The 18,705-nt window shown below is 73.5% G+C and carries 18 protein-coding genes; 5 read left to right on the top strand and 13 right to left on the bottom strand.

The window, feature by feature from the left end:
• From AC0CYZ_RS19080 to AC0CYZ_RS19060, 5 genes are all read right to left on the bottom strand, one after another.
• On the bottom strand, nt 1-231 hold a 231-nt coding region (locus tag AC0CYZ_RS19080; RefSeq protein ID WP_472218168.1), incomplete at its 3' end, for a response regulator.
• Between the two features lie 70 nt (nt 232-301).
• A complete protein-coding gene (locus AC0CYZ_RS19075; protein ID WP_472218166.1) occupies nt 302-1,213 on the bottom strand; it encodes an alkaline phosphatase family protein in 912 nt (303 codons plus the stop codon).
• A gap of 31 nt (nt 1,214-1,244) precedes the next feature.
• Nucleotides 1,245-1,940: a DedA family protein gene (locus AC0CYZ_RS19070; protein ID WP_472218164.1), complete on the bottom strand. Its 696-nt coding sequence runs from the start codon at nt 1,938-1,940 to the stop codon at nt 1,245-1,247.
• Nucleotides 1,941-2,022: 82 nt separating this feature from the next.
• Nucleotides 2,023-3,000 (bottom strand): undecaprenyl-diphosphate phosphatase, encoded by a 978-nt coding sequence (locus AC0CYZ_RS19065; protein ID WP_472218163.1) that lies wholly within the window; start codon nt 2,998-3,000, stop codon nt 2,023-2,025.
• A 147-nt stretch (nt 3,001-3,147) separates the two neighbouring features.
• Nucleotides 3,148-4,419: a COG4705 family protein gene (locus tag AC0CYZ_RS19060; RefSeq protein ID WP_472218162.1), complete on the bottom strand. Its 1,272-nt coding sequence runs from the start codon at nt 4,417-4,419 to the stop codon at nt 3,148-3,150.
• Nucleotides 4,420-4,586: 167 nt separating this feature from the next.
• Here AC0CYZ_RS19060 and AC0CYZ_RS19055 point away from each other — a divergent pair, with 167 nt between their 5' ends.
• Nucleotides 4,587-4,880 (top strand): hypothetical protein, encoded by a 294-nt coding sequence (locus AC0CYZ_RS19055; protein ID WP_472218161.1) that lies wholly within the window; start codon nt 4,587-4,589, stop codon nt 4,878-4,880.
• A gap of 3 nt (nt 4,881-4,883) precedes the next feature.
• Here the strand turns inward: AC0CYZ_RS19055 and AC0CYZ_RS19050 are convergent, their stop codons facing one another.
• The 4 genes from AC0CYZ_RS19050 to AC0CYZ_RS19035 all read right to left on the bottom strand — a co-directional run bounded on the left by AC0CYZ_RS19050 (nt 4,884) and on the right by AC0CYZ_RS19035 (nt 8,788).
• Nucleotides 4,884-5,645, bottom strand: a complete 762-nt coding sequence (locus AC0CYZ_RS19050; RefSeq protein ID WP_472218160.1) for an ABC transporter permease — start codon at nt 5,643-5,645, stop codon at nt 4,884-4,886.
• 22 nt (nt 5,646-5,667) lie between these two features.
• Nucleotides 5,668-6,573: a DMT family transporter gene (locus AC0CYZ_RS19045; RefSeq protein ID WP_472218158.1), complete on the bottom strand. Its 906-nt coding sequence runs from the start codon at nt 6,571-6,573 to the stop codon at nt 5,668-5,670.
• A gap of 20 nt (nt 6,574-6,593) precedes the next feature.
• Nucleotides 6,594-7,796, bottom strand: coding sequence for an MGDG synthase family glycosyltransferase (locus AC0CYZ_RS19040; protein WP_472218156.1), 1,203 nt, complete (start codon nt 7,794-7,796; stop codon nt 6,594-6,596).
• Nucleotides 7,797-7,957: 161 nt separating this feature from the next.
• Nucleotides 7,958-8,788 (bottom strand): COG4705 family protein, encoded by an 831-nt coding sequence (locus tag AC0CYZ_RS19035; protein WP_472218154.1) that lies wholly within the window; start codon nt 8,786-8,788, stop codon nt 7,958-7,960.
• 197 nt (nt 8,789-8,985) lie between these two features.
• On the opposite strand from AC0CYZ_RS19035, the gene AC0CYZ_RS19030 reads away from it, so the two are divergent.
• The gene (locus tag AC0CYZ_RS19030; RefSeq protein ID WP_472218152.1) at nt 8,986-10,023 is read left to right on the top strand and encodes a class I SAM-dependent methyltransferase; all 1,038 of its coding nucleotides are present in this window, start codon (nt 8,986-8,988) and stop codon (nt 10,021-10,023) included.
• Between the two features lie 18 nt (nt 10,024-10,041).
• Here the strand turns inward: AC0CYZ_RS19030 and AC0CYZ_RS19025 are convergent, their stop codons facing one another.
• Nucleotides 10,042-10,638 carry a TetR-like C-terminal domain-containing protein gene (locus tag AC0CYZ_RS19025; protein WP_472218150.1) on the bottom strand — a complete coding sequence of 199 codons (597 nt, stop codon included), beginning with the start codon at nt 10,636-10,638 and terminating at the stop codon, nt 10,042-10,044.
• Nucleotides 10,639-10,767: 129 nt separating this feature from the next.
• Between AC0CYZ_RS19025 and AC0CYZ_RS19020 the strand changes: the two genes are divergently transcribed.
• Nucleotides 10,768-11,508: an SDR family oxidoreductase gene (locus AC0CYZ_RS19020; RefSeq protein WP_472218148.1), complete on the top strand. Its 741-nt coding sequence runs from the start codon at nt 10,768-10,770 to the stop codon at nt 11,506-11,508.
• Nucleotides 11,509-11,546: 38 nt separating this feature from the next.
• Nucleotides 11,547-12,443 carry an SDR family oxidoreductase gene (locus AC0CYZ_RS19015; protein ID WP_472218146.1) on the top strand — a complete coding sequence of 299 codons (897 nt, stop codon included), beginning with the start codon at nt 11,547-11,549 and terminating at the stop codon, nt 12,441-12,443.
• A gap of 3 nt (nt 12,444-12,446) precedes the next feature.
• Here the strand turns inward: AC0CYZ_RS19015 and AC0CYZ_RS19010 are convergent, their stop codons facing one another.
• Nucleotides 12,447-14,549, bottom strand: a complete 2,103-nt coding sequence (locus AC0CYZ_RS19010; protein ID WP_472218144.1) for a hypothetical protein — start codon at nt 14,547-14,549, stop codon at nt 12,447-12,449.
• A gap of 318 nt (nt 14,550-14,867) precedes the next feature.
• On the opposite strand from AC0CYZ_RS19010, the gene AC0CYZ_RS19005 reads away from it, so the two are divergent.
• Nucleotides 14,868-15,767 (top strand): alpha/beta hydrolase, encoded by a 900-nt coding sequence (locus AC0CYZ_RS19005; protein WP_472218143.1) that lies wholly within the window; start codon nt 14,868-14,870, stop codon nt 15,765-15,767.
• A gap of 31 nt (nt 15,768-15,798) precedes the next feature.
• Here AC0CYZ_RS19005 and AC0CYZ_RS19000 read toward each other — a convergent pair whose 3' ends face one another.
• Both AC0CYZ_RS19000 and AC0CYZ_RS18995 read right to left on the bottom strand, forming a co-directional pair.
• Complete coding sequence (locus tag AC0CYZ_RS19000; protein WP_472218142.1) at nt 15,799-17,142, bottom strand: DUF2252 domain-containing protein; 1,344 nt, start codon at nt 17,140-17,142, stop codon at nt 15,799-15,801.
• 116 nt (nt 17,143-17,258) lie between these two features.
• Nucleotides 17,259-18,599: a diacylglycerol/lipid kinase family protein gene (locus AC0CYZ_RS18995; RefSeq protein WP_472218140.1), complete on the bottom strand. Its 1,341-nt coding sequence runs from the start codon at nt 18,597-18,599 to the stop codon at nt 17,259-17,261.
• Between the last annotated feature and the right edge of the window lie 106 nt (nt 18,600-18,705).

The following is an 18,705-nucleotide window of genomic DNA, read 5'->3' as shown; positions in this document are numbered from 1 at the left end:
CATGAGGATGGGCGACCAGCGGCCGGATTCCCGGAGCCGTCGGCACACCTCGAAGCCGTCGGTGCCGGGCAGCATCACGTCGAGCACGATCGCGTCGTAGACGAACTCCTGGGCCTGCCACAACCCGTCCGGACCGTCGGTCGCGACGTCCACGGCGTAGCCGTCCTCCTCCAGGCCGCGACGGATCAGCGCGGCCATCCGCACCTCGTCCTCGACCACCAGGACCCGCATGGATCGGAACGGTAGGCCGACTCTCGTGTACGTCCGATGAGGACCGCGCCCGGGCGATCGGCCCGTGGGCTCAGCGTTGCCAGATGTCGGTCAGCGGGGCGGTGTGTGCGGCCCCGCCGAGGGCGGGCAGGCCGTACATGTCCTCGATGGTGCGCAGCAGGGTGTAGTGATCGGCGCGACCACCCACGTCTCCGGGGCGCACCATCGGCCCGACCAGCAGGGTCGGGATGTGGTTCTGGCTGCGACCGTCGTCCTCGTCGAAGGTGATCACGAGCAGGCTGTCGTGGTTCCGTGCCCACTGCACGTATCCCGTCAGGTGGTCCCGGGCCCATGCATCGCCCGCCGACACCGGGCAGTCGTGCATGTCGTGGCACATGTCCGGGATGACCACACCGACGGTCGGCAGGGTCGCGTAGTCGGTGGGGAGAGCGCTGAGCGGCGCGTTCGCTCCCGGAGGTGTCGAGGTGAAGTCGACCCAGGGGTTGTGCTTCCGGGCGTATCGCCCGTCCTGGCTCGAACAACCGGTGAAGCCCGGTGCGGGCAGACCCTCGGAGAAGCCGGTGAAGCTCAGGCCCGCGGCGGTCAGCTGGCCGGGCAGGGTGGGTGCGCCGCCGAGGTCCTGCGGGCACGCGTCATTGGTCACGCCCTGGGTGGACCCCGAGAGCAGCGCGACGTAGTTCGGCTGGCTGGGGTGCGTCTCGCCGTGCGCGTCGGTGAGGTTCGCGCCCTGGTGGGCCAGCTCGGTCAGATAGGGCGCCTGTGGACTGTCGACGATCTGCTCGTCGTCCTTGTTCTCGAACACCACGACGAGCACGTGATCCGGCCGGGGTACCGCGCCGGGCACGCTGGGCACGAGCGGGGACGCCGGGGCAGCGCTCGCGCCGCAACCGGCCAGCAGCAACGCGACGACCGCGCCGCACACCCCGAGGGCGGTGCGGCGCGACCGGACGGTCCGTCGGAGGCGGACGGGTTCGTCGAGCATGCCCCACGGTCCCCCGCTGATGATGTGAGCGTCATGTGGCGCCCGGTTCGCGCTCCGGTTCGGGGGAGGGGGCGCCGCGCTTCCGCTCGCGGCGAGCCTGCCAGGCCTCGATCGCGACGGGCACCAGGGAGATCACGACGACGAGGACGAGGATCGCCTCGATGTTGTTCCTGACGACGTCGAACCGGCCCAGGGCCGCGCCGAGCAGGGTCACCCCGGCCGCCCACAGCAGCGCCCCGGCGGCGGAGAAGACCAGGTAGCGGCGGGCGCTCATGCGGCCCACGCCCGCCATCACCGTGATGAAGGTGCGCACGACGGGTACGAAGCGGCCGAGCAGGATCGCGCGGTTGCCGTACTTGTCGAAGAAGCGCTGGGTGCGCTCGACGTTCTCCCGCGTGAGCAGCCGGGAGTCGGGCTTGTCGAAGATCGCCGGTCCGGCCGCGCGCCCCGCGTAGTACCCGCAGACGTTGCCCGCGAAGGCGGCGACGACCAGGACCACGCACACCAGCCAGAGCGGGGTGGCGATCAGTCCGGTCGTCACGGCCAGTCCGGTGACGAAGAGCAGCGAATCGCCGGGCAGGAAGAACCCGAGCAGCAACCCGCACTCGGCGAAGACGATGAGTGCCACGCCCGCCAGCGCCCAGGGCCCCAGAACGGAGATCAGGTACTGCGGGTCCAGCCACTGGGGCCCGAGTGCGGCGAGCGCGGTGGCGGCGACGGGTCTCACATCCTCCGACGCTACGAGGACGCCGGTGTGAGGACGATGTACGCCGGTACGGCAGCGACGACGGCGGTCCGACCGGAGGAGGTCACCGGATGCCGAACCAGACCAGGCACGCGGCCCCCACGACGATGCAGTAGACCCCGAACGGACGCAGCGACCGGTTCTCGAAGTACCTGGTCAGGAAGCGCACCGAGAGGTAGGCGCCGACGAACGAGAGGAGGCTCCCGACGAGGATCTGCGGGCGGACCCCGTCGCCGAGCGGTCCGGCGAGGTCGCCCAGCTTGAGGACACCGGCCGCGAGGATGACCGGGGTCGAGAGCAGGAACGAGAAGCGGGCCGCGTCCTCGTGGGACAGGCCGCGCAGCAGCCCGGTGGCCATCGTGACGCCGGAGCGGGAGATCCCCGGGCACAACGCCGTGATCTGCGCCGCCCCGATCCCGACCGCGCGCAGGGCCGGCATCCGGCCCAGCCGGTCGTCCGACGCGTCCGCCATCGTCGCCGTGGCGTCCCCCACCCGCAGTGTCACCGTCGGTGAGGCCGGGTCCGCGTCCCCGCGCCCCCCGGCGGGCGCGGGGACCGGCTCCGTCGCCGGCACCCGGGCCGTCGCGCGTCGCCGCAACGCCTCGGCGCCGAGCAGCACCAGACCGTTGATCACGAGGAACACCGCGGTCGGCACCGGCCGGGACAGGACGGTGCGGAAGGTGTGCTCGAGCAGCAGACCGACGATCCCGACGGGGATCGTGCCCAGCACCAGCAGCCAGCCCAGCCGTTGCTCGGAGGTCTTCACCTCGCGGCGCACGATGCTGGTGACCAGGCCGCGGACGATCCGGACCCAGTCGCGCCAGAAGAAGACGATCAGCGCCAAGGCCGTCGCGACGTGCAGCCCGACGATGAACGCGAGATAGGGCGATTCCGGCGCGGAGACGTCGAGGTCCTGGGCCCAGCTGCCGCCGATCACGGCCGGGAGCAACACGCTGTGGCCCAGGCTGGAGACGGGGAACAGCTCGGCGACGCCCTGGAGGGCGCCGATCACGATCGCCTCGAGCCAGCTCAACTGATGCACGACGGAAGCTCCTGGAACGGGGTCACGCACGGGCGCGCGCACCGGTGGGACCACGCGCGTCGCTCGCGGCGCACGGTGGACGACGGGGGCCATCGTCTGCGACCCCCGTGTGACGACGATGAGAACGGCCCTGTTCGGCTGGGGCGATCAGCGGAGCGCCGCGAGGAGGTCGTTCAGCGCGTTCGTCTCGGCGGCCGGGTCCGGGCTGCTCGCGCGGAGCGACGTGAGCACCGTGTCGATCCTGCCGTCGACCCGGGTCCAGGCGGCCTCGTCGCGGGCCTGCAACCGGCCCTGCGCCTGGTCCCAGGCGGTCTCCAGGTCGTCGACCCGGGCGGTGGCACCCGCCTGGTCGCCTCGCTGGAGCAGGCCCAGGGTGTCCTGGGTGATCGTCCGGAAGCTCGAGAGGTCCCCGAGCGTGGCGTTCGGGCCGGGCGAAGCGGCGCCCGGGACGGCAGGGGCGCCCGCTGGTGCGGCGGTGGCGGGTGCCTCCGCCGAGCCGGGGTCCTGGGACAGGGCGTTCACGCGGGCCGCATAACCGACCGCGCCGAGCACGAGCAGGACCGCGACGACCACGATGGTCTGGAGCAGCCCACGGGGGGACGAGTCGTCCCGCTCCGCCTCCCGGGTGCTCACCGGACGCCGGTCCTCGCCGTCGATGACGTCGACCCGGCTCAGGTGCAGGTAGACGACGGCGCCGACGATCGCCACCAGGAACACGACGCTGGTGACAGTGGTGCCGATCCCGAGGCCACCCTGGTCGACCGGTTGGGCCAGCAGATCACCCAACGAGGCCCCCAGCGGTCGGGTCAGCACGTAGATGATCCAGAATGAGAGCACCGGGTGCAGCCCGAGCCGCCAACCGAGAGCGACCACGGCGACCACGGCGATCACCACGAGCGCGGAGACCACGTACCCGAGACTGAGCGCCTGGCCCATGAGATCCCCGGTCGCGGTGCCCAGCGCGAACGTCACGAAGATCGCCAGCCAGTAGAACGCCTCGCGGCGGCGGGTGACGATCGAGTGGATCGACAGGGTGCCCTCGGCGCGGTACCAGGCCACGAACACCACGGCCAGGGCGATCCCGAACACCACCGAGCTCGCCGGCAGCGGCACGCCGAGGTTGTCGGTGAGGTTGTCGGTGACCAGTGTCCCGAACACGCTGACCAACGTGACCGTCGCCCAGTACAGCCCCGCGACGTAACCGGGCGCCCGCATCTGGAACGCCAGGACGATCGCCAGCAGGAGACCGGTCACGATCGAGGTGCCGGTCAGCCCCAGCCCGAGATCGGCGTTGAGGAAATCGGCGGCGGTCTCGCCGACGGTGGTGCAGAGCACCTTGATCAGCCAGAACCAGACGGTGACTTCGGGCACCTTGTTGAGCAACGTGCGCGACCTGGTCGCCGCGTGCTGAGAGGGCATGGCGGCGAAGCATCCGAATCGTGGATGAGAAGACGATGTGCCCATTCGCGCCGGGAGAGCCCTGCGACATTCATCCGGCACACATCGACCGCCGCCCACCATCGGGTCATGAGCTCGATCTCCACGCTTCGTCCGGCCCGCCCCGGCGTGCTTCCCCGGCGGCCGCGGTGACCGCCTCGGTCGCCGGTGCGCTCCTGCTGGTCCTCATCGGGGTCGCGTTCCTCTGCGCCGCGACCGTGGGGTGGTGGCGGCTGGGGGAGGACCCGTCCTCACGGGTCCTGCGCCTCACCGGCGTGGTCATCGATGTGCTCGTCGGGCTGGCGGCCCTCGCCGATGGATTCGTGAGCGTCATCGGTGAGCCCGAACGCGTGGTGGTCTGGTCGGTCGGGTCCGCGGCCCTGGTCGTCTCGGGCGTCCTGCTGATCGTGCGGCACCGTCGGGAGCCGGACCTCCACCTCTGATCGTCAGGGGCGCTGCGGCTCCGATGCGCGCACGAGGTTGCCGCGGGCGACGAGCTCGAGGACGACGGCGACGGCGACGGTCTCCGCGGCGAGGAGGCCGATCAGGACGAGGATCTGTGCGGCCGCCGCCTGGATCGGGTTGCCGCTGCCGATGAGCACGCCGACGAACGCCCCGGGCAGGGTGACGAGGCCGACGGTGCGCGTCTGGTCCATCGGTGGCACCAGTGCCTGGGTCGCCGCGGGGCGGCACACGATCATGGCGGCGTCACGGCGGCGCCCGCCCAGGGCGAGAGCGCCCTCGTACTGGTCGCGCTGGGCCTCGAGATCATCCAGGGCCCGGCGCCCGCCGAGGGACGTCGCGGTCATGGCCCCGCCGATGACGATGCCGGCGACGGGGACGACCGCGATGCCCGTGAGGGGCACGGCGCCGCTGACGAGGACGAGCGCGAGCACCGGCAGGACCCCGGCACCGATGGCCGCCGCCGCGAGGAACCCGCTGCGGTGCCGGGTCATCCGGCGTGCCGAGGTGAGGGAGGCGACGCCGAGCATCACGAGCACGAACGCGACGGTCAGCCACCACGAACGCACGACGGCCACGATGATCGTGGCGACCACGGCCAGCTGCAGCACCGCGCGCACCGACGCGATGACCAGCGCCCTGGAGATCCCGAACCGCGCCAGGAGCGAGACCGTTACGGCGATGCCGACCAGCGCCACCAGCGCGACCGCGAGACCCCAGCCGACCGTGACCGACGCGCCGTTCATCCGTCCTCCCGCGGTGAGCGTGTCACGGGCCGCTGCGGCCTCCGACCGACGTCGTCGCCCGGTCCGACCCTGCCGTCGACGCACAGCCCCGGTCCTGCCGACGGGTCCGACCGTCCGTGTGACCCAACACGATCCCGACGACCACCGCGACGGCCCCGGCGAGGGCGGCCGCGAGCGGGAGCGGGGTCACGACGACGTGCTCGCCGAACCAGGCGACGCCGGCGAGCAGGCCCACCACCGGGTCGATCACGACGATCACGGAGACCGCGGCGGCGACCGCCCGGGCACGCCGCAGGGCGTGCTGGCTCAGCAGCACCGAGAGCGGCCCGACCACGACGGCGGTCCACAGTGCGGGGTGCCCGAGCGGGGCGGTCCACCCGGAGGCGAGCTCGGTGCCCACGGTCTTGAGGGCCACGGCCGTGACGCCGTACCCGAGGCCGGTCGCGACCGCGAGCGCGAGCCCGGCCGTCGCGGTGACACGCGCCCGCAACGCTGCCCCGGCCGAGACGGCGAGCGTGAGGCCCGCCAGGACCACCACCGACGTCGCCGAGGGGGTGACGGCGACGGCGGCCCCGGTGGGGGACAGCGCGAGGAGGACGGTCGCGAGCCCGAGCGTCGTCATCACCATGCCCGTCCACCGCCGCGGCGTGGGGCGGCGTCGCAGGAGCACCGACTCCGCCAGGGTGGTGACCACGATGCTCGCCACCATGACCGTCTGCACGACGATCAGCGGACCGCTTGCCAGGGCCAGGAACTGCAGACCGAGCCCGGCGACCGAGGCGATCGTGCCCGCCCACCACCATCGGCTCCGGACCAGGGTCGCCGCCAGGCCCCCGGGGGCGGGCGGCCCGGTGGAGGCGCTCATCCCGCGTCGCTGGGCCACCGTGGCACAGCCGAGCAGGGTCGCCGCGGCCACCGCGCACAGCACGGCCGGAAGGGTCCCGCTCATCACAGGGCGACGAGGTGCGCCGAGGACGTGCGCCGGGCCATGAGGACGCCCTGGACGACGCCGGCGGGGTCGGCTCCGCGCGGCCACCACGCGCGGTGCCGGCGTGCCGGCTCGCGGACGACACGCTGGACCGTGTCCGCGAGCTCGCGCGCGTCGCGGGGCCACGGGGCGATGCCCGCCCTGGCGAGGACCTCGGCGTTGGCGCGACCGTGCCCCGGGATGGGCAGGTAGGTGATCGCGGGCAGCCCGGCGGCGAGGGCCTCGGTGAGCGAGAGCCCACCGGCGTTGTGGACCAGGACATCAGCGGCCGCCATGAGGTCACTGACGTCCTCGCGCCAACCGAGCGCGACCACCCGGCCGTCGCGCCCGAGTCGGCGCCGGAGCCGGGTGTTGCGCCCGCAGAGCACGACCACCCGCAGGTCAGGGTGCGCGAGGAGATCGCGCACCGTGCGGGGGATCGCGCCCATACCCAGCGATCCCGCGCTGATCAGGGCCAGGGGCGCGGCCCGGGGGAGACCGAGCTCGTCGCGCACGGCTTCCCGGGAGCGCTGCGCACGGGTGAAAGTGGGTGCGCAGAGCGGCCCGGTGGCGCCGGCCCCGACCCCGTAGCGGCGTGCGTCGAGGGCCGTGGCGGAGGTGACCGTGAGGTGGTGGTCGACGGCGGGGTGGCACCACGTCGCGTGCGCGGCCGGGTCGGTCAGGTAGGTCATGGTGGGCACCGCGAGACGGCCCTGCTCACGCAGCGCACCGAGGGTCTGGCCGGCCAGCGGGTAGGTGGTGACCACGACGTCCGCGTCACGGGCCCACCGCTCCACCTCGGGCTCCGCCCAGCGGCACACCGCGCGGGCCGTGCGCCGGAGCGCGCCGTCGTGCTCGAGGCCGTGGAAGAGGGAGTCGAACAGCGCGGGGGCGTACTGGACGGTGGGCTGGTAGAGATCCCGCAGAACCCCGCGGGCGACCCGGGGCAGCGCGTCGAGGTAGTCGCGGACCTCGACGTGCACGCCGAGCGCGGTCAACCGGCGGGCGAGCTCACGCGCCGCGCCTTCGTGGCCCTGGCCGACGGTCGCGCTGACGACGAGCACGCGGCCCGTCGTCGCCACGGTGCCGGGGGGCGCCTCGTCCCGTCGGGGGCGGCTCGCCACGGCGAGCGGGACGAGCCGACGGAGCGACGCGTCGGGGTCCGACGCGATCGACAGGGACACGGTGAGGACCTCCGAGATGCCCGGCACTGTGGGCGGTGATGGGTGCGAACTCCTCCCGAGCGTGATCGTCACGAGTGAAGCGACGACGTACGGCGGGTCGGAGTCGGGTAAGAGCGGTGGCGCGCTCGCTCGGCGGACCGACTCGACCCTCCGGGGCCGTCTCAGGCCGCCGGCGAGGTGGACCCGGCCGGTCGCCGCACCCGGATCTCGAAGCCGAGCACCACTCCCACGATGGCGAGCAGCACCACCAGGGAGACCCAGCCGGTGCCGATCCCGACGCCCCCGCGAACAGCGGGGACGCCGACCCAGTCCGCCACCGAGGCGCCGAAGGGGCGCGTCATCACGTACGCGACCCAGAACGTGCCGACGGCACTCGCGGACGTCCACCGCGCCGCCGCGAACGGGAGGGCGAACAGGACGCCGAAGATCACGATGGACGCGGCGTACCCGATCCCGAGGGTGGTCGCCGTGAGATCGCCCAGGGCCGTTCCGAGCGCGAAGGTCATGATGACCGCCGTCCAGTAGGAGAGCTCCCGACGGCGGGTGTCGATGGTGTGGATCGACAGCGTGCCCTCGACGCGGTACCAGACTCCGAAGGCCGCGAGCACAGCCAGCAGGAACGCCACCGTCGAGACCGCATAGGGCACTCCGAGCACCACGTGGACGGCGTCCGCGCACGTCGTGCCGAACACGCTGACCATGAGGACCGCGAACCAGTACACCCACGGCCGGTAGGCCCGCTCCCGCAGCTGCAGTCCCAGGGCCAGGACGAATCCGAGGCCGCTCAGGCAGATCGCGGGGACCGGGCCGAGTGCGATCGCCGACCAGTCCCAGGTGGTCTCGCCCATCCCGGTGGTGAGCAGCTTGGCGACCCAGAACCCCAGGGTGATCTCGGGGACCTTGCTCGCCGCGGGCCGAAGGCCGGACGGCGGGCCGGAGGGCCTGCGGGAGCGATCTGGGGCCGCCGGGTCACCAGGGGCAGGGTGGCTCATGGTCGCCGAGGGTCGCGACCGGATCATGTGGTTCCGATGAGTGCGGCGGCCCACGTCGCGAAGCAGCAGGGTGACGCGCTGTCGGGCCGGGTGCGCCGGGAACGGGGTGCGACGCCCGTCCAGCACGATCGGTCCGGCGGTCCCCGGCTCGGGGGACGAGACTCCCCGCTGGTCCCGGCCCGATCTAGCCTGAGCGCATGTCCACGGCCATGGAGGGTGGCGGGCACTACAACGCCAACGCGTCGGCCCAGGCCGCGTCGGTCACGTTCGGGCTCGACCTGGTCCGCGCGGCCGCGGCGACGGCCCCCGCAGGTCCGGCCGGGGCGGTCACCGTCGTCGACTACGGCGCCTCGGAGGGCCGGAACTCGCTGGCCCCCGTGAGCGCCGTGGTCGAGGAGGTCCGGCGCGCGCGCGGTGCGGACCAGCCCGTGTGGGTGTTCCACACGGACCTGCCCGACAACGATTTCGCGTCCCTCTTCGGGACCGTCGCGCACGATCCCCGCAGCTACCGGCGGCCCGGGGTGTACACGGCCGCGGTCGGCGGCTCGTTCTACGAACAGCTGCTCCCCGACGCCTCGGTCGGTCTGGGGTGGAGCTCGATCGCCCTGCACTGGCTCAGCGCCGTCCCGGGCCCGCTCGACGGCTTCTGGCCCAGCACCGCGACCGCGGACCAGGATGACGTCTGGGCGCGGGCCGGCGCCGCCGACTGGGCCGCCTTCCTGACGGCGAGGGCGGCCGAGATGCTCCCCGGGGCCCGGCTGGTGGTCGTCGTCGGCGCGGCGCACGGTGACGGGCGCACCCGTCGGTCCGGGGCGGAGCGCGCGATGGACGCGGTCGCCGACGGCGTGGCGGACCTCGTCGGGCGCGGCGCGGTGACCGACGCGGAGCGCGCCGCGATGACGATCCCGGCGTGGTACCGCACCGAGGCCGAGTGGCGGGCCCCGTTCCGCGTCCGCCACGACCTGGAGCTCGAGCAGCTGGAGCTCGTCGACCTCGGCGATCCGTTGTGGCAGCAGACCGGAGGGGCCGGTGGCCCCGACTACGCCGCCGCGGTGGCCGCCGCCCTGCGCGTGTCCTTCGGCCCGTCGCTGCTCCGGGGGCTCGACCCGGACCGGCGCCCCGCGGTCGCGGCCGAACTGTTCGACGGGCACCTCGCCCGGACGATCGAGGCGGAGTCCTCCGCGCCGTGGTTCGACTGGCGGCTCGCCGTGATGGTGATCGCCAAGCCGGCGTGAGCCGCACCGGGTCGGGCCTCAGTCGTTCCGCAGCCCCCGGACCAGCTGGGCGACGAGGGTCGTCGCGAACTCCTCGGTGACCGGCTGGTCGGGGATCAGGAGCCGGTGGTAGCAGGCTCCCCAGAGCTGGTCGACCACGGCCTCGGCGTCGACGTCCTCGCGCACCTGACCGCGGTCGCGGGCCTGCTCGACGGCCGCGACGGCGAGCGCGCGGCGCGGCGCGGAGTACTGCGCGCGGTAGGCCGCCGCGAGTGTCGGGTCGGTCTGCATCGCGCCGATGATCTCGCTGAGCACGCGGCCCGCGGGCGTGGTCGTCATCAGCCGCGCGAAGGCGCGGAGCTGCTGGGTCAGGTCCGCAGCGATGTCGCCGGTGTCGGGGAAGGCGAGCGTCTCGCGCACCGTCTCGAAGTAGGCCTCGAGTGCCAGGGCGCCCCGCGAGGGCCACCACTTGTGCAGGGTCGTGCGGCTCGCGCCCGAGTGGGCGGCGACCCGCTCGAAGGTCAGCGTGTCGAGGCCCTCGGCCAACAGCAGTTCACCCGCCGCCGCCAGGACCTCCCCGCGCACCTCGGCGGCGGGCCGCCGCCCACGCCGACCCGCACTGCTCGTCTGCGTCATCGGGTCCTCCTCCTCGACACATGAGTACATCACGTCCACTTGTGGCGCGCGTCTCTCGACTCGCTTGTGGACAGGCCGACCACATCGTGGTGCTATATGAACACATCGTCCACAATTTTGGGAGGAACGATGACCAGCAGCACCACCACTCGCGTCGCGCTCGTGACCGGCGGGTCCGGGGGCATCGGCCGGGCCACCGCGGAGCGCCTGGCCGCGGACGGCATGGCCGTGGGCGTGCACTACTCCGGCAACGAGGCCCGGGCGAAGGAGGTCGTCGAGACGATCACCGCGGCCGGCGGGCGTGCAATCGCCGTCGGCGGCGACGTCGCCGACGAGACCGCGATGACCGCGGCCTTCGACGCGGTCGAGGCGGAGTTCGGCGGGCTCGACGTCGTGGTCAACACGGCGGGGATCATGGTCCTCGCACCGGTGGCCGACCTCGACCTCGACGACCTCGACCGCATGCACCGCACCAACATCCGCGGAACGTTCGTGGTCTCCCAGCTCGCCGCGCGCCGGGTAAGGGACGGCGGGGCGATCGTCAACTTCTCGACCTCGGTCACGCGGACGTCGCTGCCCGGCTACGCCGCCTACGTGGCCAGCAAGTCCGCCGTCGAGGGCCTGACGCTGATCCTCGCCCGGGAGATGCGCGGCCGCGACGTCACCGTCAACGCCGTCGCCCCCGGACCGACGGCGACACCGCTGTTCCTCGACGGCAAGACCGAGCAGCAGATCGCGGGGCTGGCCGGCGCCACGCCGCTGGAGCGCCTCGGGCAGCCCGCGGACATCGCCGAGTCCGTCGCCTTCCTGGCCGGGCCCGCCCGGTGGATCAACGGCCAGACCCTGTTCAGCAACGGCGGCCTCGCGTGACCCGGCCAACCACGAACCCACGAGGAGGAGCAGCAGTCATGGACCAGGTCATCGTCATCACCGGCGCGTCCAGCGGATTCGGCGCGATGAGCGCCCGCGCCCTCGCCGACGCCGGGCACACCGTCTACGCCGGCATCCGCGACACCGAGGGGCGCAACGCCCCGGCCGTGACGGACGCGGCCGACTACGCGGGTGCGCACGGGGTCGACCTGCGCACCGTCGAGATGGACGTCGCCGACCAGGCGTCGGTCGACGCCGCGATCGCGACGATCACGCGGGACGCGGGCCGCCTCGACGTCGTCGTGCACAACGCCGGGCACATGGTCCTCGGTCCGACCGAGGCGTTCACCCCCGAGCAGGTCGCCGCCGTCTACGACGTCAACGTGCTCTCCACCCAGCGGGTCAACCGCGCCGCGCTGCCCCACCTCCGCGCCCAGGGCCACGGTCTCGTGCTCTGGGTCGGATCGACCAGCACCCGCGGTGGCACCCCGCCCTACCTCGCGCCCTACTTCGCGGCGAAGGCGGCGATGGACTCGCTGGCCGTCAGCTACGCCGCCGAGCTCGCCCGCTTCGGCGTCGACACCAGCATCGTGGTCCCCGGATCGTTCACCAGCGGCACCAACCACTTCGCCCACGCCGGGCACGCCACCGACGAAGCCGTCGTCGAGGCCTACGAGCAGCGCTACGCCGGGCTCATGGACCAGGTCGGTGCTCGCCTCGCGGAGCTCGCCCCGAACGACGCCGACCCCGCCGAGGTCGCCCGAGCCATGGTGCGCATCGTCGACACCCCGGCCGGGCAGCGGCCCTTCCGGGTGCACGTCGACCCGGCCGACGACGGCGCCGAGGTCGTCAACGCCGTCGGGGACCGCATCCGGACCGAGTTCTACCGACGGATCGGCCTCGACGACCTGCTGACGTCACACGGGGCCGGGTGAGGGCTACTGGCTGGCCCAGTAGTCGAACGAGCGATAGGCCGGGTACGGCTGCAGGTAGGGCTGGCGCGGGCCGACGGTGACCGTGGCCTCGGAGGCAGTGATCAGGTTGCCGGGAAGGACGACCGACGTCTGGACCCACGACGACGCGTCCGTGGGGAACGTCCAGTCGCCGGCGGCCCGGCCATCCACCCCGACCGCGACGACACCGGCCTGGGTGTTGCGGTCGACCAGCGGTTCGCGCGCCTCCACCCGGCTCGTGAGGACGACCGGCACGCCGGGTGTCAGCCCACGCAGGGTGAAGTGCTCGCCGCCGACCACGTCGCGTCCGGAGTCGACCACGCGGCGGCCGTCCGGGGCGTGCTTCCCGCGCAGGATGGTCGGTGCCTTCATCCCGACGAGGGCCCGGTCGACCCCGTAGCCGTGGGCGGCCTCGTCGGTCAGGTCGCCCACGTTCACGCGGTCGACGATGCGCCCGGGCACCGGGGTCTCCGGTCGGTTCCCGCTGCCGACCACGGACCAGTCCGCCGCCCACACGTCGGTCTCCTCGCATCCGCCGTTCGACTGGCACACGCCGCCGAGGGCGACGTCGCGGACCGGGGAGCGGGTCTCGAACGTCGTCAGGGGCTTCTCCGAGAGCACGCCCGCAGCCGACATGGCCTCGAAGTCCACGTCCATGAAGTCCTTGAAGACCGAGAAGTACGTCGGGCGCTGATCGGCCGGCATCCGGGCGAGCGCCTCGTAGAGGGCACCGGTGCCCTCGACGGAGGGGGTCGCGAGCCCGTTCGTGGTCAGCCCGATGAGGTCGACGACCCGGCGGTCGGAGAAGTAGGCGGTCGCGCCGACGTCGTTGACCCCGATCCGGGCGTCCGGTGGCGTGTTGCCGCGCAGCCACATCGCCGGGGACAGCGCCGCCTCCCGGATGCCGGCCCCCTGCTGGGCCGACCGGAGCGCCCAGGTCGGATCCGACACCGCCGCGATCAGCACCACGACGCCGACGATGCCGGCCACCACGACGCGGCTCTGCTCGGGGCGCGGGACGGCCCGACCCAGGGTCCGCGTCCCGAGGACGACCAGCAGCAGGACGAGCGGCAGGAACGGGCTCATGTAGCGCCCGTTCTGCCAGAGCGCCGTCATCAGCGTCGAGTCGGCGACGACGATGCCGAGCAGGCCCAGCGCGAGCGCCCCCGCCAGCACCCGGTGGCGCGGACGGTCGAACACGAGCGCTGCGATCCCGAGGGCCGCGAGCAGGAGGGTTCCCGGGGCGACGACGCCCACCCCGTCGAGCCCGCCGTAGGTCGAGACGGCCTCCCGCGCGTTCGTGGCCATGCGGTCGACGACCTCGACCGGCGAGCCGAGGGGCTGGTAGAGCCACGACTTCGCCAGCACCCCGTTGTTCTCCGACGACCCGGTCAGCGCGCGGTAGAGCAGTCGCTGGCCGAGGGCGACGACCAGCGGGAGGGTGCACCAGGCGGCGGTGCCCGCCGTGGCGGCGGCCCCGAGACGTCCGCACCGCACCGCCTGGACGAGCGTCACCGCGACGGCGACCGAGATCGCCATCACCAGGACCAGACCCTCGGGCCGAGCCAGGACGAGGAACATCCCGACCACCGGCGTGGCGCGGAAGCGCGCGGTCGGTTGCTCGCGGGCGAACGCCAGCACCGTCCCGACGGCGAGGGCGGCCACCAGGCCGACCTCCATGCCACTCGTGGCTCCCCAGAGGAACGGTCCGCACAGGGCGGTGAACACGGCGGCCACCGCACCGACACGTCGAGAGGCGACGGTGCGCCCGAGGTGCGCGACGAGCACGGTGGTGGCGACGGCAGACAGGACACCCAGGCCGACCGCGGCGTACAGCAGGAGGCCGCCCTGTGCCCCCAGCGCGAAGGCGGCCCCGAGGACGAGCACGTAGAGCAGGCTGCTCGCGCCCGTGCTCGGCGGCTGGCCCGTCTGGTACTGCAGGAAGTGCCCGAGCCCGATCTGGCGCGCGTACTGCAGATGGATGTACGCGTCGTCGAGCGGCGGGGAGTACCGGCCCTGGTCGTAGGCGGTGTTCACCAGCACGAACCCGAGCGCGACGACCAGAGTCAGCCCGGCCGGGCCCCACACGAGAGGGTCCGGTCGCCGGGCCGGTCGCCGGAGCGGCCCCCCGCCCCGGCCGCCCCCCGACGGCCGTCCGGCCTCCTCGCGATCCGTCGTGGCGCCGCTGCGCGCGACCTCCCGTGCCACGGTCGTCATTCCCGCATCCCCCCGGATCCGCCGAGCCACGACGACCCGCTGCCACGGACCGTACTCAAGGCTCACGCACAGTCGGCAGCGGCACTCCGAGAGTCCTGACCCTCGACGCGTCGAGGTGTGAGACTGGGGTCACAGCGACTCGGGCGAGGACTCGTCCCGGGCCGACCGTCACGACCGTGGGAGGGCCACATGGCTCGACGGGACATCGAGTTCGACGCCGAGGGCACCACGCTGCGGGGGTGGTTCTACCCCGCGGCCGGGGTGAGCGGCGCCGCTCCGGTGATCGTCATGGCGCACGGGCTGTCGGCGGTCAAGGAGATGTACCTCGACGAGTACGCCGAGGCCTTCGCCGAGGCGGGTCTGGGCGCGCTGGTCTTCGACAACCGGAACTTCGGCGCCAGCGACGGCGAGCCCCGCCAGGAGATCGACCCGGTCGCGCAGGTGCGCGACTACCGCCACGCGATCACCTACGCGATCGGCCTCCCCGAGGTCGACCGCAGTCGCGTCGGGGTGTGGGGGTCGAGCTACTCCGGGGGCCACGTCCTGGTCGTCGGCGCCATCGACCAGCGGGTGAAGGCCGTCGTGTCCCAGGTCCCGCTGGTCAGCGGCTACGAGAACATCCGCTCGCTGGTGCGCTCGGACCTGATCGGCGGCTTCCGGGACATGTTCGACGCCGACCGGGAGGCGCGGTTCCGTGGCGAGGCCCCGCAGACGGTTCCCGCGGTCAGCGAGGACCCGGCCGGCCCGGCGGCGATGCCCACCGCGGACTCCTACCGGTGGTTCACCGAGACCCACGAGCTGCGCGCCCCGTCGTGGCGCAACGAGATCACGCTGCGCTCGGTGGAGATGCTGCGGGAGTACGAGCCCGACAGCTACGTCCACCGCATCGCCCCGACGCCGCTGCTGGTCCTGGTCGCCGAGGACGACGTCCTGACCCCGACCGAGCTGGCGCTGGCGACCTACCAGAAGGCCCGTGAGCCCAAGAAGCTCGTGATCCTGCCCGGTGGTCACTTCGACGCCTACGTCAAGGGCTTCGACGCCTCGATGGTCCCGGCGCGCGACTGGTTCCTCGAGCACCTCCGGTCCTGACCGGCCCCCGGGGGCGGGGGTGCCTCGCGGGCTACCCCCCGCTCTCGGCCGGGAGGCGACCCGACGCGATCGCGCGCACCAGCTGCGCGTGGTCGCGCTCGTTCTGGTCGGCGTACGCGTCGGCGAAGGCCGCGACGGCCTCGTCGAAGGCGTCGCTGCCGCCCAGGTAGGCCGCGACGGCGATCCGGTCGCCCGACCGGGCGTGGGCCCGGGCCAGGGTCCACGCGCAGACCTCGCCGTAGGCCTGCATCCCCGCCGGCCGCATCGTGTCGACGTCCGCCGATCCCTTCCAGTCCCGCAGTTGCCTCAGGTAGAAGTCGCGGGGCCGCCCGTCGAGGCCGTCTGCGCGGACCCAGCCGAGGAAGATGTCGCTCACCGCCTGCATCAGCCGCTGCCCGACGACCACCCGCTGTCCCGCGTTCTCGAACCCGCTCGGCCCGACGAACTCCTCCAGGACCGACGGTCCCGCCTCCTTGGCCTGGAGGAACAGCGGGTCGAGGCGGTCGCCGCCGACACCGAGCAGCAGCAGCATCCACTCGCGGGTGCCGACGCTTCCGACGCCGACCACCTTGCGCGCGACGTCGACGAGCCGGAACTGGTCGAGCAGCACCCGGCGTTCGGGCTCGAGCGTCGCCCGGTAGGCGAGCAGGAGGTCGCGCACCTGGTGTTCGAGGGCGTCGGGGTCCGCGGTGTCGCCGGCGAGGTCACGCAGCGGCACGATGAGCGGCGGTTCCGCGGTGAGCCGAGGCACGCCGTCCGCCACCACGGCGAACCGGTCCAGCGCCCCGAGGTGGTCCTTCGTGCGCGCCTTCCGGGTGGCGCGTTCGAACTTCCTGCGCGCGACCCCGCCCAGGTGCACCTCCGTGAGCGAGGTGAGGGTGTCCGCGTCGGCGTGCGCGTACCAGACGGCCAGCGTGTCCATCCCCGCGAAGCCGCGCATCGCGCGCCGGTACGCCGCCGCCGTCGCGCGGACGGCGCGGCGTCGTTCCTTCGCGGAGAAGTCGTTGTTCCGGGCCGCGATCTCCACGCTCGTCGCCAGCCGCTTGACGTCCCATTCCCACGGGCCGGTCGAGGTCTCGTCGAAATCGTCGATGTCGAAGACCAGGCTGCGCTCCGGGGACGCGAAGACCCCGAAGTTGGCCACGTGGGCGTCGCCGCAGGCCTGCACCATCAGGCCGGTCCGGGGTGTCCGCGCCAGGTCGGCGGCCATCGGCAGGGCCGCCCCGCGGTAGAACGCGAACGGCGAGGACGCCATGCGGCCGTAGCGGACCGGCAACAGTTCGGGGAGCCGGGTCAGCCCCTGGCGCTCCAGCAGCGCGACCGGGTCGGGCCGGTCGGCGGCCGGGGTGAAGTCGGCCTGGCCGGATCGCGGCACCTCCGCCCGCGCGGCCTTCCCAGCCCGTACCCGGTGGTCGCGGTCGACGGGTGCGCCCGCGGGGGCACGGCGATCGGTGCGGGTGGTGGTCCTCCCGGGTCCGGGAGCCGCCGGGGTCACGGGAGCACGGCCGGTTCGGGGGTGGGTCGTCCCACCGCGGTGGCCCAGAGGACGCGGACCGTCGAGCGCGCTCCCAGCTCGCGCGGGGTGGGTGCGCGGGTGACGGTGCGGGTGGGCCGGCGGACCCGGAGGGCGCCGGGCCGCACCCGGAAGTGCAGCGGCGGGTCCATCCGGAGCGCCTCGCCGTCGAGGCCGACGTCGATCCCGCCGGTCGAGTCGACGCGGAACGTCGTCGGTTCCCACGCGAGGTAGCCCGAGAAGCGCTCGGGACGGTTGATCGCGAGTGCCGCGGTGAACGCCTCCGCCGCACGGTCCCCGCGGAGCACGAGGGCCACCACCCCGAGGTGGCCCGTGTCGAGGCGGGGCCGCAGTGTCCTGGTGCCGGCGGTGCGCCCGTACGGGTTGTTGGAGATCTGCACGACGTGCGCGCCGTCGCGGGGCTCGCCGTCCGGCCCGGTGAAGCGCAGGTCGAACGGTGTGCTCCCGGGCCCGAGGGCGGTCGGCAGCGCGCCGAGGGCGGTGTCGACCTTCGCGTCGCGGTACGCGGGCGAGCGGACGATCGAGGCGTACAGCCCGAGCGAGACGTTGTTGACGAAGACGTGCCCGTTGACCTCGGCGAGGTCGATGGGCCGTTCCACCGCCTCGCCGAAGGCGTCGAGGGCGCCGCCGACGTCGTCCCGGTCGAGACCGAGGTCGAGGGCCAGGTGGTTCCGCGTGCCGGCGGGGACCACCACCATGGCGACACCCCGCCGCGCCGCCACGCTCGCCACGAGCGCCTGGGAACCGTCGCCCCCGGCCATGCCGATCACGTCCGCGCCGCGGTCCATGGCCTCCTCGGCGAGCGCGAGGAGGTCGTCCCCGGGCTCCAGGACGACGCACTCGATCCCCCGGCGGCGGCACTGCCCCTCGAGGCCGAACCGCTCGGCCTTCCCCCCGCCGCTCCTCAGGTTCATGATCAGGACCCCGTGACCGGCGGGTGGCACCGTCCGCGCCGGCATCTCGTCGGCGGTGCGGGGGTGATGCGCCACGACGTACCGGACGAGCGCCACCGCGGCGAGGAGCAGCGCGACCCGGACCAGGATCGACACGAGCCCGGAGGAGCCGAGGGACAGCACCACGAAGGCGACGACCGCGAGCAGCGCCAGCAGGCCCGCGAGGAACCGGCGGGCGCCGGTGCGGGTGAGGGCGAACCACGACGCCCCGAGGGCGACCGCCAGCAGCGCCGCGGCGACGGGGATCCGCCAGAGGTCACCGATCAGGGCCAGCACCGTGGCCACGAGGACGACCCCCAGGAGGAGGAGAGCCCCGATCGCGGCGAGCCGGGCGCGCCCCGTCATCCCGGGCCGGGCGACCACTTGAGCTCGATCTCGAGCTCGACCTCCTCGCCGTCGACCTCGACCTCCGCCTCGCACCGGAACTCCTCGGGGAGCGACAGCGTCACGT

This window comes from Actinomycetospora sp., from assembly GCF_055612215.1.
This window is presented reverse-complemented; position numbering and strand designations above follow the sequence as displayed.

Coding starts and splice junctions, on each gene's coding strand:
- AC0CYZ_RS19060 (WP_472218162.1), bottom strand. CDS start 4,419: ATGCCCTCTCAGCACGCGGCGACCAGGTCGCGCACGTTGCTCAACAAG.
- AC0CYZ_RS19025 (WP_472218150.1), bottom strand. CDS start 10,638: ATGACGCAGACGAGCAGTGCGGGTCGGCGTGGGCGGCGGCCCGCCGCC.
- AC0CYZ_RS19020 (WP_472218148.1), top strand. CDS start 10,768: ATGACCAGCAGCACCACCACTCGCGTCGCGCTCGTGACCGGCGGGTCC.
- AC0CYZ_RS19015 (WP_472218146.1), top strand. CDS start 11,547: ATGGACCAGGTCATCGTCATCACCGGCGCGTCCAGCGGATTCGGCGCG.
- AC0CYZ_RS19005 (WP_472218143.1), top strand. CDS start 14,868: ATGGCTCGACGGGACATCGAGTTCGACGCCGAGGGCACCACGCTGCGG.
- AC0CYZ_RS18995 (WP_472218140.1), bottom strand. CDS start 18,599: ATGACGGGGCGCGCCCGGCTCGCCGCGATCGGGGCTCTCCTCCTCCTG.
- AC0CYZ_RS19075 (WP_472218166.1), bottom strand. CDS start 1,213: ATGCTCGACGAACCCGTCCGCCTCCGACGGACCGTCCGGTCGCGCCGC.
- AC0CYZ_RS19050 (WP_472218160.1), bottom strand. CDS start 5,645: ATGAACGGCGCGTCGGTCACGGTCGGCTGGGGTCTCGCGGTCGCGCTG.
- AC0CYZ_RS19035 (WP_472218154.1), bottom strand. CDS start 8,788: ATGAGCCACCCTGCCCCTGGTGACCCGGCGGCCCCAGATCGCTCCCGC.
- AC0CYZ_RS19030 (WP_472218152.1), top strand. CDS start 8,986: ATGTCCACGGCCATGGAGGGTGGCGGGCACTACAACGCCAACGCGTCG.